The sequence below is a fragment of the Curtobacterium sp. VKM Ac-1395 genome (assembly GCF_015350975.1).
Lineage (GTDB): Bacteria > Actinomycetota > Actinomycetes > Actinomycetales > Microbacteriaceae > Curtobacterium.
Window position 1 is genome coordinate 125,063 of record NZ_JADKRX010000002.1, and the last position, 13,188, is coordinate 138,250.

Annotated in this window: 14 protein-coding genes and 1 pseudogene; 14 read left to right on the top strand and 1 reads right to left on the bottom strand. The window is 69.0% G+C overall.

Annotated features, from left to right (window positions below; translation table 11 throughout):
* Positions 1-49: 49 nt before the first annotated feature.
* The 8 genes and pseudogenes from ITJ68_RS05315 to ITJ68_RS05345 all read left to right on the top strand — a co-directional run bounded on the left by ITJ68_RS05315 (position 50) and on the right by ITJ68_RS05345 (position 6,134).
* Entirely contained in the window at positions 50-1,009 is a 960-nt protein-coding gene (locus ITJ68_RS05315; RefSeq protein WP_194660287.1) for a nucleotidyltransferase domain-containing protein, read from the top strand.
* Positions 1,006-1,545: a hypothetical protein gene (locus ITJ68_RS05320; protein WP_323743227.1), complete on the top strand. Its 540-nt coding sequence runs from the start codon at positions 1,006-1,008 to the stop codon at positions 1,543-1,545. Before ITJ68_RS05315 ends, ITJ68_RS05320 begins: the two co-directional genes overlap by 4 nt.
* Positions 1,542-2,855, top strand: coding sequence for a HesA/MoeB/ThiF family protein (locus tag ITJ68_RS05325; RefSeq protein WP_228504809.1), 1,314 nt, complete (start codon positions 1,542-1,544; stop codon positions 2,853-2,855). The genes ITJ68_RS05320 and ITJ68_RS05325 overlap by 4 nt, the downstream gene beginning before the upstream one ends.
* The gene (locus tag ITJ68_RS19710; protein WP_214521173.1) at positions 2,840-3,313 is read left to right on the top strand and encodes a Mov34/MPN/PAD-1 family protein; all 474 of its coding nucleotides are present in this window, start codon (positions 2,840-2,842) and stop codon (positions 3,311-3,313) included. Before ITJ68_RS05325 ends, ITJ68_RS19710 begins: the two co-directional genes overlap by 16 nt.
* Positions 3,314-3,462: 149 nt before the next feature.
* Positions 3,463-3,600: pseudogene (locus ITJ68_RS19500) on the top strand (ATP-binding protein); the annotation flags it as partial.
* A complete protein-coding gene (locus ITJ68_RS05335) occupies positions 3,589-3,942 on the top strand; it encodes a hypothetical protein (protein ID WP_323743257.1) in 354 nt (117 codons plus the stop codon). The pseudogene ITJ68_RS19500 and the gene ITJ68_RS05335, both read left to right, overlap by 12 nt.
* A complete protein-coding gene (gene dprA, locus ITJ68_RS05340) occupies positions 3,939-5,180 on the top strand; it encodes a DNA-processing protein DprA (protein ID WP_323743228.1) in 1,242 nt (413 codons plus the stop codon). Before ITJ68_RS05335 ends, dprA begins: the two co-directional genes overlap by 4 nt.
* Before the next feature lie 24 nt (positions 5,181-5,204).
* Positions 5,205-6,134: a tyrosine recombinase XerC gene (locus ITJ68_RS05345; RefSeq protein ID WP_194660289.1), complete on the top strand. Its 930-nt coding sequence runs from the start codon at positions 5,205-5,207 to the stop codon at positions 6,132-6,134.
* 16 nt (positions 6,135-6,150) lie between these two features.
* Here the strand turns inward: ITJ68_RS05345 and ITJ68_RS05350 are convergent, their stop codons facing one another.
* Positions 6,151-6,732, bottom strand: coding sequence for a M23 family metallopeptidase (locus tag ITJ68_RS05350; protein ID WP_194660290.1), 582 nt, complete (start codon positions 6,730-6,732; stop codon positions 6,151-6,153).
* 414 nt (positions 6,733-7,146) lie between these two features.
* On the opposite strand from ITJ68_RS05350, the gene ITJ68_RS05355 reads away from it, so the two are divergent.
* The 6 genes from ITJ68_RS05355 to ITJ68_RS05380 all read left to right on the top strand — a co-directional run bounded on the left by ITJ68_RS05355 (position 7,147) and on the right by ITJ68_RS05380 (position 13,174).
* Positions 7,147-8,589, top strand: coding sequence for a sugar porter family MFS transporter (locus ITJ68_RS05355; RefSeq protein ID WP_268097528.1), 1,443 nt, complete (start codon positions 7,147-7,149; stop codon positions 8,587-8,589).
* Between the two features lie 250 nt (positions 8,590-8,839).
* Positions 8,840-9,766 carry a 30S ribosomal protein S2 gene (gene rpsB, locus ITJ68_RS05360; RefSeq protein ID WP_071271210.1) on the top strand — a complete coding sequence of 309 codons (927 nt, stop codon included), beginning with the start codon at positions 8,840-8,842 and terminating at the stop codon, positions 9,764-9,766.
* Positions 9,767-9,853: 87 nt separating this feature from the next.
* Positions 9,854-10,681 (top strand): translation elongation factor Ts, encoded by an 828-nt coding sequence (gene tsf, locus ITJ68_RS05365; RefSeq protein ID WP_194660291.1) that lies wholly within the window; start codon positions 9,854-9,856, stop codon positions 10,679-10,681.
* 150 nt (positions 10,682-10,831) lie between these two features.
* Positions 10,832-11,551, top strand: a complete 720-nt coding sequence (pyrH, locus tag ITJ68_RS05370) for a UMP kinase (RefSeq protein WP_194660292.1) — start codon at positions 10,832-10,834, stop codon at positions 11,549-11,551.
* Positions 11,552-11,597: 46 nt separating this feature from the next.
* Positions 11,598-12,152, top strand: coding sequence for a ribosome recycling factor (frr, locus tag ITJ68_RS05375; RefSeq protein ID WP_194660293.1), 555 nt, complete (start codon positions 11,598-11,600; stop codon positions 12,150-12,152).
* Positions 12,152-13,174 carry a phosphatidate cytidylyltransferase gene (locus ITJ68_RS05380; RefSeq protein ID WP_194660294.1) on the top strand — a complete coding sequence of 341 codons (1,023 nt, stop codon included), beginning with the start codon at positions 12,152-12,154 and terminating at the stop codon, positions 13,172-13,174. Before frr ends, ITJ68_RS05380 begins: the two co-directional genes overlap by 1 nt.
* The last annotated feature ends 14 nt before the right edge of the window (positions 13,175-13,188 follow it).

Consider the following 13,188-nt stretch of genomic DNA (forward strand, 5'->3'; position numbering starts at 1 on the left):
GTCGACGCTAGCGTGAGGATCACCCAAAACTTGGAATCTGTGGAGTGCCATGACCATCTTCGATTCGTTCGCGACCTTCCAGTCCGTCGTGAACGCGGACCCCGATCAGGTGGCCGAGGCCCGTCGCCGGAGGCGCTTGTTCGAGCGTGCGTTCAAGTCCGAACCCGACGTCGTCGAGGTCGTACCCTCCGGCTCATTGGCTCGAGGAACTCACAAAGATCCAATCCACGATGTCGACCTCATTGTTGTTTACGACGCCGATCAGCACGAGGCGTGGGGTGCGTCCGGTGCATCCGCCCACGAAGCCCTTGATCATGCGCGCGCCGCCGTCAACCGCCTTCTCGGGGTCGGGGCAGGCACGGTCGACCAGCTGGTTCGCCTCGCTCGACCTCGAAACCACGCGGTCAAGTGCTTCTTGGACGATCCCGAAGACGTGGATGCGTTCACCGTCGATGTCATGCCAGCGCTCAGGACCGATAGGGGCTTCCTGATCCCCGAAGCGCGTAGCGAACGATGGGTGGACGCGGATCCTGAGTACCTCATCGCGGAGGCTGCCCGAAAGCACTCAGAGTGGTCGCAGTACGCAGGCGCCGTCCGAATGCTGAAGTTCTGGGGCGCGGAGCAAGCTCCGCTCAAGGTCAAGTCGCTTGTGATGGAAGTGCTCGCACTCGAACACCTGTCCACTGACCTCAATCGACCTGCCGCGATTCGAAACTTCTTCACTGCGGCCGCGTTCCGGATCGACTCCGGGCTCGTCGTCGAAGACCCGGCAAACCTTTGTGGCCCAATCCAGAGCGATCTCGACATGGACGAGCTCGGCTCTCGACTCCGGACCGCGTCGAACATCGCCATCGACGCCGGCGCAGCGCAAGTCGCGCAAGATGACGCGCGTGCGAGCCGGCTGTGGCGAGAGATCTTCGGCGAACAGTTTCCGGAGATTCTCGCGGCCGCTGGCGCAGCCGTCGTGCCTGATGGGCCACGGACCGTGAAAGACAGTCCGCAAGGGTGACGGACGAAGCAGCCCTAACCCGGTGGTTCGACTGGGACCCGAGCCGGCTCCTCCGAGATGTCGATGAACTGGCTGTCATCGCGCCGGAACTGCTCCGTCGCACCCCGGACGGTGAGTTCCTCGCGAACGGTGGCTGGGTCGGCACACTGCCTCTATGGCCGTTTGATCGGCCCGCACCCCCGAACCTCGACGCGCTCCTTCCGAACCCGATGAGCGTCGTCATCACCTACCCCTCGGCGTACCCAATGCTGCCGCCTCGCGTCTACCCAACGGAGCCACAACCAGCGATCCTCGAGGTCTCGGACACTGTCTGGCATGTCTCGCCGGGAGGGTCGCTCTGCCTCTTTCAGTCCGACGGGATGTGGGACCCCTTGGCCAGCATCGGAGACATCGTCCTCAAAAGCGCCGGCTGGCGCATCGAATACGAGCTGATGCATCGAGGCGCGATTGATCGGATGACCGAACGGGGAATCGTCACCGACACGCACCTTGACGACCTCGTCATTGAGCAGGCGAAGCAGGCGGCCGAGGAATGACCAACTCTCCGTTCGTAATGGTGCCGCGCGATGCCCTTCGTCTGATGAATGCCTCGTCGCGTCGTCTCGGCAACCTCCGATTCAAGCTCTCTGAGGCAGACGGTCGCTTCGTCGTAGACGCTGTCGAGACGAGCGAGAACACATTCGTCGACGTGCGCCCCGATCGGGCGTTCGCATCGCTGACGTGGGGTGACCTGACTCGGTGGGGGCAATGGGCACGATCGGACAGCCCGGATCTCGCGGCAACCTACCTCTTGCTCACACGGCGACCAAACGGAGCCCTTCCCTTCGACGCCCTCCATCAAATGGTCCCCGGGACCGACGACCCCGGCGCCATCTCAGGACTGCTCATTGTGAGCCACGAAGACGTTCCTCCGGAACTGAGGGCAGCGGGCATGCCAGAATTCTCGGGATGGCTGATCGAACGAGACGGTGTCGTCCCATTCCCGGTTCATGCCGAGCCGGACGAATTTGGCGCTTCCCAACTCACTGGCGACTGGCCGCTCCGTCAACTGGCGCAAGAGTCGATAACCCTTGTCGGCACCGGTTCCATCGGCAGCGCGGCGGCTGACGCGCTCTCGCGAATTGGCGTGGGGGAACTTCACCTCGTGGATCCCGATCGGCTTCTGTGGCACAACCTAATCCGCCATCGTCTGGGGCCTGAATCGGTAGGTCGGTACAAAGTCGACGCCTTGGCTGCGTTGATAGCCGAGCGTGACGCGGAGACGAATCCGGCCACTCGGACAACGCTCATCCCACACCGACTGGACGTCGTCGAGCACGCCGAGCTCCTTCGTCCGATCATTCAGGCCTCGACAGTCGTGCTCTGTTGCGCAGATGGAATTGCCCCGCGACGCGTGGTCAATCATCTGGCCCGTCTCGCTCGGACGTCTGCGATCTTCGCATGCGTACTCAATGACGGGAGTATCGGCGAGATCTTCCGATCGCGCCCAGGCCGCGGCCGAGGATGTTTGCTCTGTCACCGCGCCTACCTGGAAGCCAACGGGTGGATCGACCCGGAAGCCGATCAGGAACTCGGGTACGGCACTGGAAGTTCGCACAAGCCAATGACGGCGATCCCGAGCGACCTGCAGTTGGTAGGGCAATTCGCGGCACAGGCGACTATCGCAACGCTCCTCGAGTCGCGACAGGGAATGCCGGGTTCGCGCCTTCCGAGCGATCACGCCGTCATCGGGCTACGGCCGGTGGCGGCGCTTGCGGGCCCGTTTGGCGTCTCGGCGCCGGGGGAGGTCCGGTGGTCGGAAGTGCCGCCGCCTCGAGCCGTGTGCGCGACATGTTCTCTGACGTAGCCCCGTCGACTCCCGGGCTCGTCAGGTTGAGTGCGGCAGCGCGCCGTGCCATCGAAACCGAGGTGGTCCGGACCGACGCCAATCTCGAAACGGGTGGAGTGCTCCTCGGACATGACCTTGAGGCCGAGATTTTGGTGAGCGTCGCGGGTGGGCCCGGACCTGGGGCAGTGCACCAGGCACGCAGGTTTGATCGAGACACGCACTATGCCTCCAAACTGGCGGACGAGGCGTGGGACCGAGATCGTTCTCAATGGATCGGTGAGTGGCACACACACCCCACTAGCTCCTTGATGCCAAGCCAAGTGGATCTGTCGACGTACCGAACTCATCTGCGCGAGGGCAACGTCGGCCCAGGCGCGTTCTTGTCGCTCCTTGTTCGGTCGCGAGGGCAGAACTGCACGATGGTCGGCTGGGCTGTGACGCAATCATCGTTGGAACGGATCATGATCCTGTCGTAGTCCAGAGTCGTCGTGCCTGCCAGAGGTGCCGCTCTGCGTCAGTTCAGATCGCATGCTGACCTGCGTCCCCGCAGAATACGTAGCCGGGCGCTCTTGGGACTAACAGATTGACGTGGGTTAGCCCCCTATAAAACCTCGCCGCGAACCCCTGCCCGTGCGGGAACGCCGGAGCCCGGCCCGGGTCCGGTGCGCCGCCCTGCGACTGCACGGCGATGACCCTCCGGCGGTACATGGGACGGCTGTCCGGGCCGTTGCTCGACCGGATCGACATCCGCGTGCAGGTCCAACGGGTCACCACCGGTGCGATCCGACGAGCCGCGGGCAGCACGCCGACGACCGCCGAGGCCCGGTCGCTCGTCACCGCGGCGCGGGCCCGGATGCACGCCCGGCTCGAGGGCACGGGATGGACCACGAACAGCGAGGTCGCGGGCAGCTGGTTGCGTGGAGCGGGGCGCGCGGAACCCGGGTCGACGAAGGACCTCGACCGGGCGCTCGACCTCGGCACACTCACCATGCGGGGCTGGGACCGGGTGATGCGGCTGGCGTGGACGTTGGCCGACCTCGGCGGGATCGACCTCCCCGGCGAGCCGCAGGTCCGCGCGGCCATCGGGCTCCGGAGCGCGCTGTGAGCGGCGTCGGCGGTGCGACGCGACCGGTGGACCTCGGTGCGGTGCACGAGGGCGCGCTCGACACCGAGGACGCCCTCGCCCGGATCGCGTGGGGCTCGCTCGTGGAACCGGGGGACTTCACCGCGGGCGTGCTCGTCGAGGCACTCGGGGCAGCCAGGGCGCTCGGTCTCGTGCTCGAGGCAGTCCAGCGCGACATGGCCGTGCTCGTGAGTGCGTGTCTGGACGCGGGCGTCGTCGGCCCCGGCGAGGGTGCGGCGTTCGAGACCGCGCTCGTGGCGGCGGTGGCCCGGTGGCGCCCGCGGACCCATGCCCTCGACGTCGCGGCGGTGGTGGCGTCCGCGCAGCGGGTCGGCGGTGCGTTGCTGCTGCCTGGGGACGCGGACTGGCCCGAGCGCCTGACCGACCTCGGTGCCCACGCCCCGCTCATGCTCTGGGGACGCGGACGCCTCCGTGGCCCGGCCGGAGCACTGCATCGCCCGTGCCTGTCGGTCGTCGGCAGCCGCGCGAACACGCTCGCCGGCGCTGAGGCCACGGCGGAGATCACGTCGGCGGCGGCCGATGCCGGGTGCACGGTGATCAGCGGCGGGGCGTACGGCATCGACGCCGTGGCACATCGGGTCGCGATCGCCGCCGGCACGCCCACGGTCGCGGTGCTCGCGGGCGGGATCGACCAGCTCTACCCCGCTGGACACGTCGAGCTCCTCCGGACCGTCGGGCACCAGGGGCTGCTGCTTGCGGAGTCACCACCCGGGACACGTCCCACGCGGTGGCGGTTCCTCGCCCGCAACCGCCTGATCGCGGCGCTCGGGCACGCGACGGTGGTGGTCGAGGCCGGGGCACGGTCCGGGGCGCTCAACACCGCGCACCACGCGGCGCAGCTGGGACGACCGGTGCTGGCCGTGCCTGGTGCGTTCTCCTCCCCGGCGTCCTTCGGGTGCCACCGGCTCGTCGCGCAGGGTCGGGCGCAGCTCGCGGTCCAGCCGGACGACCCGGTGCGCGCGGCGCTCGAGGCCGCCGGGGAACCGTCGGTGCAGCCGGAGGACGCCGTGCCGCTGCGGTCGGCGTCGGAGGACCCCGAGGTGGTCAGGGCCGTCGACGCCCTCGGGCGACGTCCCGCGCCGGTGACCGAGGTCGCTCGACGGTCCGGGCTCTCCGTCGCCGCGGCCACGGACGCCCTGGCGCTGGCCGAACTGCAGGGGCTCGTCGTCCGACGCCCGGACGGGTGGGCAGCGCGGTGATGCCCCGGTGCCTAGGGTTGGGGCATGGACGGTCGCGGCGGGTCACTCGGTGGCGCGGTCTCGGCGTTCCTCGGCGACGCGCTGCACGTGCGGGGGCTCAGCGAGCAGACGGTTCGCGCGTACCGGGGCGACCTCGAGGACCTCCTGCGGTTCACCGCGGCCCGCGGGTTCAGTGACGTGCAGGAGCTGTCACTCGAGGTGCTGCGGGACTGGCTCTGGGAGTCGAACGAGCGTGGCCTGGCGCGGTCGAGCATCGCGCGGCGGTCATCGTCGGTCCGGGCCTTCACGCGGTGGGGGAGCGAGAACGGCGTCCTGCCGAACGACCCCGGTGTGCGACTGCGGGCTCCGAAGGGCGCCTCGCACCTGCCGAGGGTGGTCTCGGCCGACCAGGTCCGGGAGCTGCTCGACGGGCTCGCTGGGCGCGCGAGCGGGGACGACCCCGTGGCGCTGCGCGACCTCGCGCTCGTCGAGCTCCTCTACGCCGCGGCGATCCGGGTCAGCGAACTGGTGGGCATCGACGTCGCCGCGCTGGATCGTGGACGCCTGACGGTGCGGGTGCTCGGGAAGGGCGGCAAGGAGCGGGTCGTGCCGTTCGGCGTGCCGGCACAGGACGCGATCGAGGCCTGGCTCGCGCGGGGTCGTCCCGTGCTCGCCGCCCGGGCAGCGGGGACGGCGTCGCCGGCGCTGTTCCTCGGCGACCGGGGTGGGCGCCTCGGGGTGCGCAGCGCCTACCGCGTGGTCGCGCGGCTGCTGCAGGACCTGCCGGGCGAGGGCCCGAGCGGCCCGCACACCTTCCGGCACACGGCAGCGACGCACCTGTTGGACGGGGGAGCGGACCTGCGGGCGGTGCAGGAGCTCCTCGGGCACGCGAGCCTCGGCACGACCCAGATCTACACGCACGTGTCCTCGGCGCGGCTCCGCGAGGTCTACCGAACGGCGCATCCTCGCGCCTGACGACGACTGCCCCGCGTCACCCGGGCCAGGCGGACTCGGGGAGCAAGACCGGCCACGCGGCCGCGGACAGGTACGGCATGGGATCGACGTAGCGGTCGTCGAGCCTGGCGCCGAGGTGGACGCACGGGTCGTCCGCGGGGCAGTGCCCGACGGCCACGAGTCCCACGGGGTCGCCCTGCTCGACGACGTCGCCCCGCGCGACCGAGGGCTGCACCGAGTCGAGCGTGCTCACCAGTCCGCCGCCGTGGTCGATCGTCACGAGGGGCCGGCCGCCGACGGCTCCGGCGAACGTCACGACGCCATCGTCGACCGCGACCGCCGTGGTGCCGAGCGGGGCAGCGACGTCGATGCCGCGATGCCCGGCCGCGTAGTCGTCCGCGGGCGGCTCCCACGGCCGCTCGACCACGCGTGACCCGGTCGGCCACACCCACGGGGGAGCTGCACCACCGGAAGCCGCACCACTGGGGCCCGCACCACCGAGATCAGTCCCGGCGGCGCCAGGAGCGCGTACCGGAGTCGGAGCGAGTGCCGGAGTCGGAGCGAGTGCCGTCGTGCAGACGAGCCCGAGCAGGGCGAGCACCAGGGTGAGGCGGTCCATGGGACCAGCGTGGCGGTCGTGCGGCGACCGGTGACGGGCGGTGGCGGATCTGTGGAGGGTGGGGCGAGCCTCCCGGCTGTGGTGGGACGGCGAAGGCGAGCCGAGCCCTTGCGCGACAAGATCGACGTCGTGCGACAGCGACAGTGTCGCTCCGAGTCAAGAACGGGACGGTCGCCCGCGCCACCCCCGGCCTGCCCGAGCTCGAACGACACCATCGACGTCGTACGACAGCGAGCGTGTCGTTCCGAGTCGAGAACCTCCGACACCCGCCCCACGAACCTGGTTATGACCACCAGCCGCTCGGGGAGTATCGTCGAGGCCGCTCCGGACCACGCAACGCCGCCCGGCCGGCGAACCAGTCGACCGCCGGGGCACCGTGCACGATCCCGCACGGCGGCAGAACCCAGGAGCATCGTGTCGAACACAGCAACCGGGCACGGAGAAGACCGTGCGTTCAAGGGGAAGGTGACCCTCTTCGCCATCGCGGCGGCCGTGGGTGGCTTCCTCTTCGGATTCGACTCGTCCGTCATCAACGGCGCCGTCGAGGCCATCAAGGGCGAGTTCGACCTGTCCGAGGGCGCCAGCGGCTTCGCGGTCGCCTCGGCCCTCATCGGGTGTGCGTTCGGCGCCTACTTCGCCGGCCGTCTCGCTGACCGCTGGGGTCGCACCCGGGTGATGTTCTGGGCAGCCGTGCTGTTCTTCGTCTCCTCGATCGGGTCCGGCTTCGCGTTCGCCACGTGGGACTTCGTCCTGTGGCGCCTCATCGGCGGTCTCGGCATCGGCACCGCGTCGGTCATCGCCCCCGCGTACATCTCCGAGGTCTCCCCGAAGGCGATCCGTGGGCGGCTGGCCTCGTTCCAGCAGCTCGCGATCACGCTCGGCATCTTCGCCGCCCTGCTCTCCGACCAGTTCTTCGCGGTCACGGCGGGCAGCGCCTCGGCCGAGGTCGCCGGGCTGCCGGCCTGGCGCTGGATGTTCCTGGTCGGCGTGATCCCGTCGATCGTCTACGGCATCCTGGCGATCACGCTGCCGGAGTCGCCGCGCTACCTGCTCACGAAGGGCCGGAAGGACGACGCCCGCGAGGTGATGACGAAGATCGTGCCCCGCGACACCGTCAACACCAGCCTGGAGGAGATCCAGGACGGCATCGAGAAGGAAGCCAACGAGAAGAAGGGCTCCATCCGCGGCAGCCGCTTCGGCCTGCAGCCCATCGTCTGGGTCGGCATCATCCTGGCCGTGCTGCAGCAGTTCGTCGGCATCAACGTGATCTTCTACTACTCGACCACCCTCTGGCAGGCCGTCGGGTTCAAGGAGAACGACTCGTTCCTCATCTCCACGATCACCTCGGTGGTCAACGTCGCGGTGACGTTCATCGCGATCTTCCTGGTGGACAAGGTCGGTCGGAAGCCGCTCCTGGTCGCCGGTTCCGCGGGCATGTTCGTCTCGCTCGCCATGGTCGCCATCGCGTTCTCGCAGTCCGTGATGGTCGACGGCGAGCCGAGCCTGCCGGGCGCGTGGGGCATCATCGCGCTGATCTTCGCGAACCTGTTCGTCGTGTCGTTCGGTGCCACCTGGGGTCCGCTCATGTGGGTGCTCCTCGGCGAGATGTTCCCGAACCGCATCCGTGCGACCGCGCTCGGCATCGGGTCGGCCGCCAACTGGGTCGCGAACTTCATCGTCACGATCTCGTTCCCGGTCCTGTCGGGCTTCAACCTCACCGTCACGTACGGCATCTATGCGCTGTTCGCCCTCATCTCGTTCTTCTTCGTCATCGCGAAGATCCCCGAGACCAAGGGCCGCTCGCTCGAGGAGATGGGCATCTCCGCCGAGGGGGAGACGAGCGCCGCCAAGGCCTAGTCACCACGGCCAGGAGGCACGGCGCGGGTCCGACCCGCACCGTGCCTCCTTTCTGTTAGCATTTCCCCAGCAGCGCGCCGTGGCGCGCTGACTTCGCGTGTCCACGCAACGCACCCGGTCATCGGTCCCCTCTCACGAGCGGGCGGTCGGGTGTCAGGGCACCAGGGACCTCGACCTCCGGTCGTGGTCGACACAACCGCACCAGGTGCACGGTCATGCCGTGCGCCGAGAACCAGAAGGAGGACGGCACATGGCCGTCGTCACCATCCGCCAGCTGCTCGACAGCGGCGTCCACTTCGGACACCAGACCCGTCGGTGGAACCCGAAGGTGAAGCGCTTCATCCTCGCCGAGCGCTCGGGCATCCACATCATCGACCTCCAGCAGTCGCTGGCGTTCATCGACCGCGCGTACGACTTCGTCAAGGAGACGGTCTCGCACGGTGGCACGATCCTCTTCGTGGGCACCAAGAAGCAGGCGCAGGGCTCCATCGCCGAGCAGGCGACCCGCGTCGGCCAGCCGTACGTCAACCAGCGTTGGCTCGGCGGTCTGCTCACGAACTTCCAGACGGTGTCCAAGCGCCTCGCGCGCATGAAGGAGCTCGAGGAGCTCGACTTCGACGACACGACGAAGGGCTTCACCAAGAAGGAGCTCCTCATCAAGAAGCGCGAGCTGGACAAGCTCCACAAGACCCTCGGCGGCATCCGCAACCTCACGCGGACCCCGAGCGCGCTCTGGATCGTCGACACCAAGAAGGAGCACCTCGCCGTCGACGAGGCGCAGAAGCTCGGGATCCCGGTCATCGGCATCCTCGACACCAACTGCGACCCCGACGAGATCACGTACCCGATCCCGGGCAACGACGACGCGATCCGCTCCGTCGGCCTGCTGACCCGCATCATCGCGGACGCCGCAGCCGAGGGCCTCAAGACCCGCCACAACGGTGGCGACGACGACGAGGCCACCGAGCCGCTCGCCGAGTGGGAGCAGGAGCTCCTCGGGGGCGACAGCGCGACGCCGGCCGCCGACGCCGCCCCCGAGGGCAGCACGGTCGAGGAGAACAACGCGGACGCGCAGGTCGCGGACAAGGAGATCGGCGAGCCGATCCCCGACGCGGCGAAGAACGCCGAGCCCACCGCCGAGGCCGCGGCCGCAGCGGAGACCACCCCCGCCGAGTGAGTGTCCGAGGGCGCCGGGCCACACGGCCCGGCGCCCTCGACTCCGCTCGATCCCCACACACGCACAGTCCAGAAAGGACGCCAGCCAATGGCAAACTTCACCGCACAGGACGTGAAGAAGCTCCGCGAGGACCTCGGGGCCGGCATGATGGACGCGAAGAACGCGCTCGTCGAGGCCGACGGCGACTACGACAAGGCCGTCGAGCTGCTCCGCATCAAGGGTGCCAAGGCCGTCGCCAAGCGCGATGACCGCGCCACCTCCGAGGGCGTCGTCGTCGCGACCGCCGACAACGGTGCCGCCACCGTCGTCGAGCTCGCCAGCGAGACCGACTTCGTCGCGAAGAACGAGAAGTTCACCACCCTCGCCGACAAGGTCCTCGCCGCGGTCGCCGCTGCGGGCGCCACCGACGTCGCGTCGGCCAACCAGGCCCCGCTCGACGGCAAGACCGTCCTCGACGTCGTCAACGAGAACGCTGCTGCGCTCGGCGAGAAGCTCGAGGTCCGCACGGTCCGCCGTGTCGAGGGCTCCTCCTTCGAGATCTACCTGCACAAGACGAGCCAGGACCTGCCCCCGCAGATCGCCGTCGTCGTCGCCTACGAGGGCGACAACGCCGCCGAGGCCCGTTCGATCGCGCAGCACGTCGCGTTCGCGAACCCGACGTACCTGACGCGCGACGAGGTCCCGGCTGACGAGATCGCCAAGGAGCGCGCCACCGTCGAGGCGATCACGCGCGAGGAGGGCAAGCCCGAGGCCGCCCTCCCGAAGATCGTCGAGGGTCGGGTGAACGCCTACATCAAGCAGGTGTCGCTCCTCGACCAGGACTACGCGAAGGACAACAAGATCTCCGTCGCGAAGGCCGCGTCCAACGCCGGCATCACGATCCAGGGCTTCGCCCGCGTCAAGGTCGGCGCGTAACGAACCCGTGACGGGGCCAGGAACCACATCGGTTCCTGGCCCCGTTTCTGCGCGCTGCGGCGCGTACCGGTCCGGAGGCTCGACGCGCCTCCGCCGGACCGGCTGCGGCCGGGTAGATTCCCACGAGACATTCGACGAAGGGTGCGACACATGACCGACGAGACGACCGGACGCCGACGGGTCCTGCTGAAGCTCTCCGGAGAGGCGTTCGGCGCCGGCTCCCTGGGGGTCAACCCCGACGTCATCGCCACCATCGCGAAGCAGATCGCCGACGCCGCGCGCGAGGTCGAGGTCGCGATCGTCGTGGGCGGTGGCAACTTCTTCCGCGGCGCCGAGCTCTCGCAGCGCGGCATGGACCGCGGACGTGCCGACTACATGGGCATGCTCGGGACGGTCATGAACGCCCTGGCGCTGCAGGACTTCCTGGAGCAGGCCGGTGCCGCCACCCGGGTGCAGTCCGCGATCAGCATGACCCAGGTCGCCGAGCCGTACATCCCGCGGCGTGCCGAGCGGCACCTCGAGAAGGGCCGGGTCGTCATCTTCGGCGCCGGCGCCGGGCTGCCCTACTTCTCCACCGACACGGTCGCCGCGCAGCGTGCGCTCGAGATCGGCGCGACCGAGGTCCTCGTCGCCAAGAACGGCGTCGACGGCGTGTACTCCGCCGACCCGAAGAAGGACCCGACCGCGGAGAAGCTGCACCACGTGACGTACCAGGACGCCCTGCTGCAGGGACTCAAGGTCGTGGACGCCACCGCGTTCTCCCTCTGCATGGACAACGGCATGCCGATGCACGTCTTCGGCATGGAGGGCGAGGGCAACGTCGCTGCCGCCATCCGGGGCGAGCGCATCGGCACCGTGGTCAGCAACTGACCCGAGCGCCTGACTAGACTCGACGACGTACCGAAGGAGAACCACCGTGATCAGTGATGTCATGACCGACGCGACCGCGAAGATGGCGAAGGCCGTCGAGGTCGCCAAGGACGACTTCGCCACCGTCCGAACCGGGCGCATCAACGCCGCGCTCTTCCAGAAGATCCCGGTCGACTACTACGGCTCGCCGACGCCGCTCGCGCAGCTGGCGTCCCTCCAGACGCCGGAGGCCCGCACGCTCATCGTGACGCCCTACGACAAGACGGCGCTGAAGGAGATCGAGCGGGCCATCGCGACCTTCCCGAACCTCGGTGCCAGCCCCACGAACGACGGCGAGATCGTCCGCGTGACGATCCCGGAGCTCACCCAGGACCGCCGCAAGGAGTTCGTGAAGCTCGTGCGCGGCAAGGGCGAGGACCACAAGGTCGTCATCCGCAACATCCGTCGCAAGGCCAAGGACGACCTCGAGGCCCTGAAGGGGGAGGTGTCGGACGACGACATCGCCCGCGGCGACAAGGACCTCGACGCCCTGACGAAGAAGCACGTCGACCTGATCGACGAGTCGCTGAAGAAGAAGGAAGCCGAACTCCTCGAGGTCTGATGCGGCGTCACGACGAGGGCGCCGACCGCCCGACAGCAGCAGATGACCCCCGCCCGTCGGCGAAGGGCTTCCGGCAGGACTTCGATGCCAGGGCACGCGCCGCACGGACGGACTTCGAGGCCCAGCTCCGGCAGCGGCGGGCGTCGTTCGATGCGCGCCGCGCCTCCTTCGACGCCCGCAACGAGGCCCTGACCGCGCGCACCGGGCGGAACCTGCCCGCGGCGATCGCGATCGCCCTGGCCTTCGCCGTCGTGATGCTCGGGTCGCTGCTGCTCTGGACGCCGTCCTTCATGGTCGTCGCCGCGTTCCTCCTCGGCTTCGGCGTGTGGGAACTCGCGGGGGCCATGCGCTTCGCCGGTCGCGACGTCCCGCGCATCCCGAGCGTCGCGACGGCGGTCGCGATGGTCCCGGCGGCGTTCCTCGGCGGGCAGGTCCAGGCCCTCTTCACGATCCTCGGCGGGATCGTCGTCATCTCCGTGTGGCGTCTGGTCGAGGTCGCGGTGGCACGGCCCCGCCCGTCCAGGGGCAACGTCGTCCGTGACCTGACCAACGGCCTGTTCGTCCAGGCCTACGTCACGCTCCTCGGCGCCTGCGTGGTGCTCCTGTCGACGCTCGAGCGCGGCAACTTCTGGGTGGTCGGCTTCATCCTCGTCGTCGTCGCGGTCGACACCGGCGCCTACGCGACCGGGCTCAACCTCGGCAAGCACCCGATGGCGCCGCGGATCAGCCCGAAGAAGACGTGGGAGGGCTTCGCCGGCTCCGTCGCCGCCAGCATCGTCATGGGCATCCTGGTGTCCTGGCTCATGCTCGACATGCCGTGGTGGTTCGGCATCATCCTCGGCGTCCTGATCTCCGGGTCGGCCACGCTCGGCGACCTGACCGAGTCGATGATCAAGCGCGACCTCGGCATCAAGGACATCTCGTCGTTCCTCCCCGGGCACGGCGGGCTGCTCGACCGGATCGACAGCATCCTGCCGTCCGCTGCCGTCGGCTACGTGCTGTACCTCATCGTCAACCACTGACCCCGCTCAGGCGA

Excerpts from the sequence above, each read along its gene's own strand:
- tsf (WP_194660291.1), top strand. The coding sequence starts at position 9,854 with ATGGCAAACTTCACCGCACAGGACGTGAAGAAGCTCCGCGAGGACCTC.
- pyrH (WP_194660292.1), top strand. The coding sequence starts at position 10,832 with ATGACCGACGAGACGACCGGACGCCGACGGGTCCTGCTGAAGCTCTCC.
- rpsB (WP_071271210.1), top strand. The coding sequence starts at position 8,840 with ATGGCCGTCGTCACCATCCGCCAGCTGCTCGACAGCGGCGTCCACTTC.
- ITJ68_RS19710 (WP_214521173.1), top strand. The coding sequence starts at position 2,840 with ATGTTCTCTGACGTAGCCCCGTCGACTCCCGGGCTCGTCAGGTTGAGT.
- ITJ68_RS05325 (WP_228504809.1), top strand. The coding sequence starts at position 1,542 with ATGACCAACTCTCCGTTCGTAATGGTGCCGCGCGATGCCCTTCGTCTG.
- ITJ68_RS05345 (WP_194660289.1), top strand. The coding sequence starts at position 5,205 with ATGGACGGTCGCGGCGGGTCACTCGGTGGCGCGGTCTCGGCGTTCCTC.
- ITJ68_RS05315 (WP_194660287.1), top strand. The coding sequence starts at position 50 with ATGACCATCTTCGATTCGTTCGCGACCTTCCAGTCCGTCGTGAACGCG.
- ITJ68_RS05350 (WP_194660290.1), bottom strand. The coding sequence starts at position 6,732 with ATGGACCGCCTCACCCTGGTGCTCGCCCTGCTCGGGCTCGTCTGCACG.
- ITJ68_RS05380 (WP_194660294.1), top strand. The coding sequence starts at position 12,152 with ATGCGGCGTCACGACGAGGGCGCCGACCGCCCGACAGCAGCAGATGAC.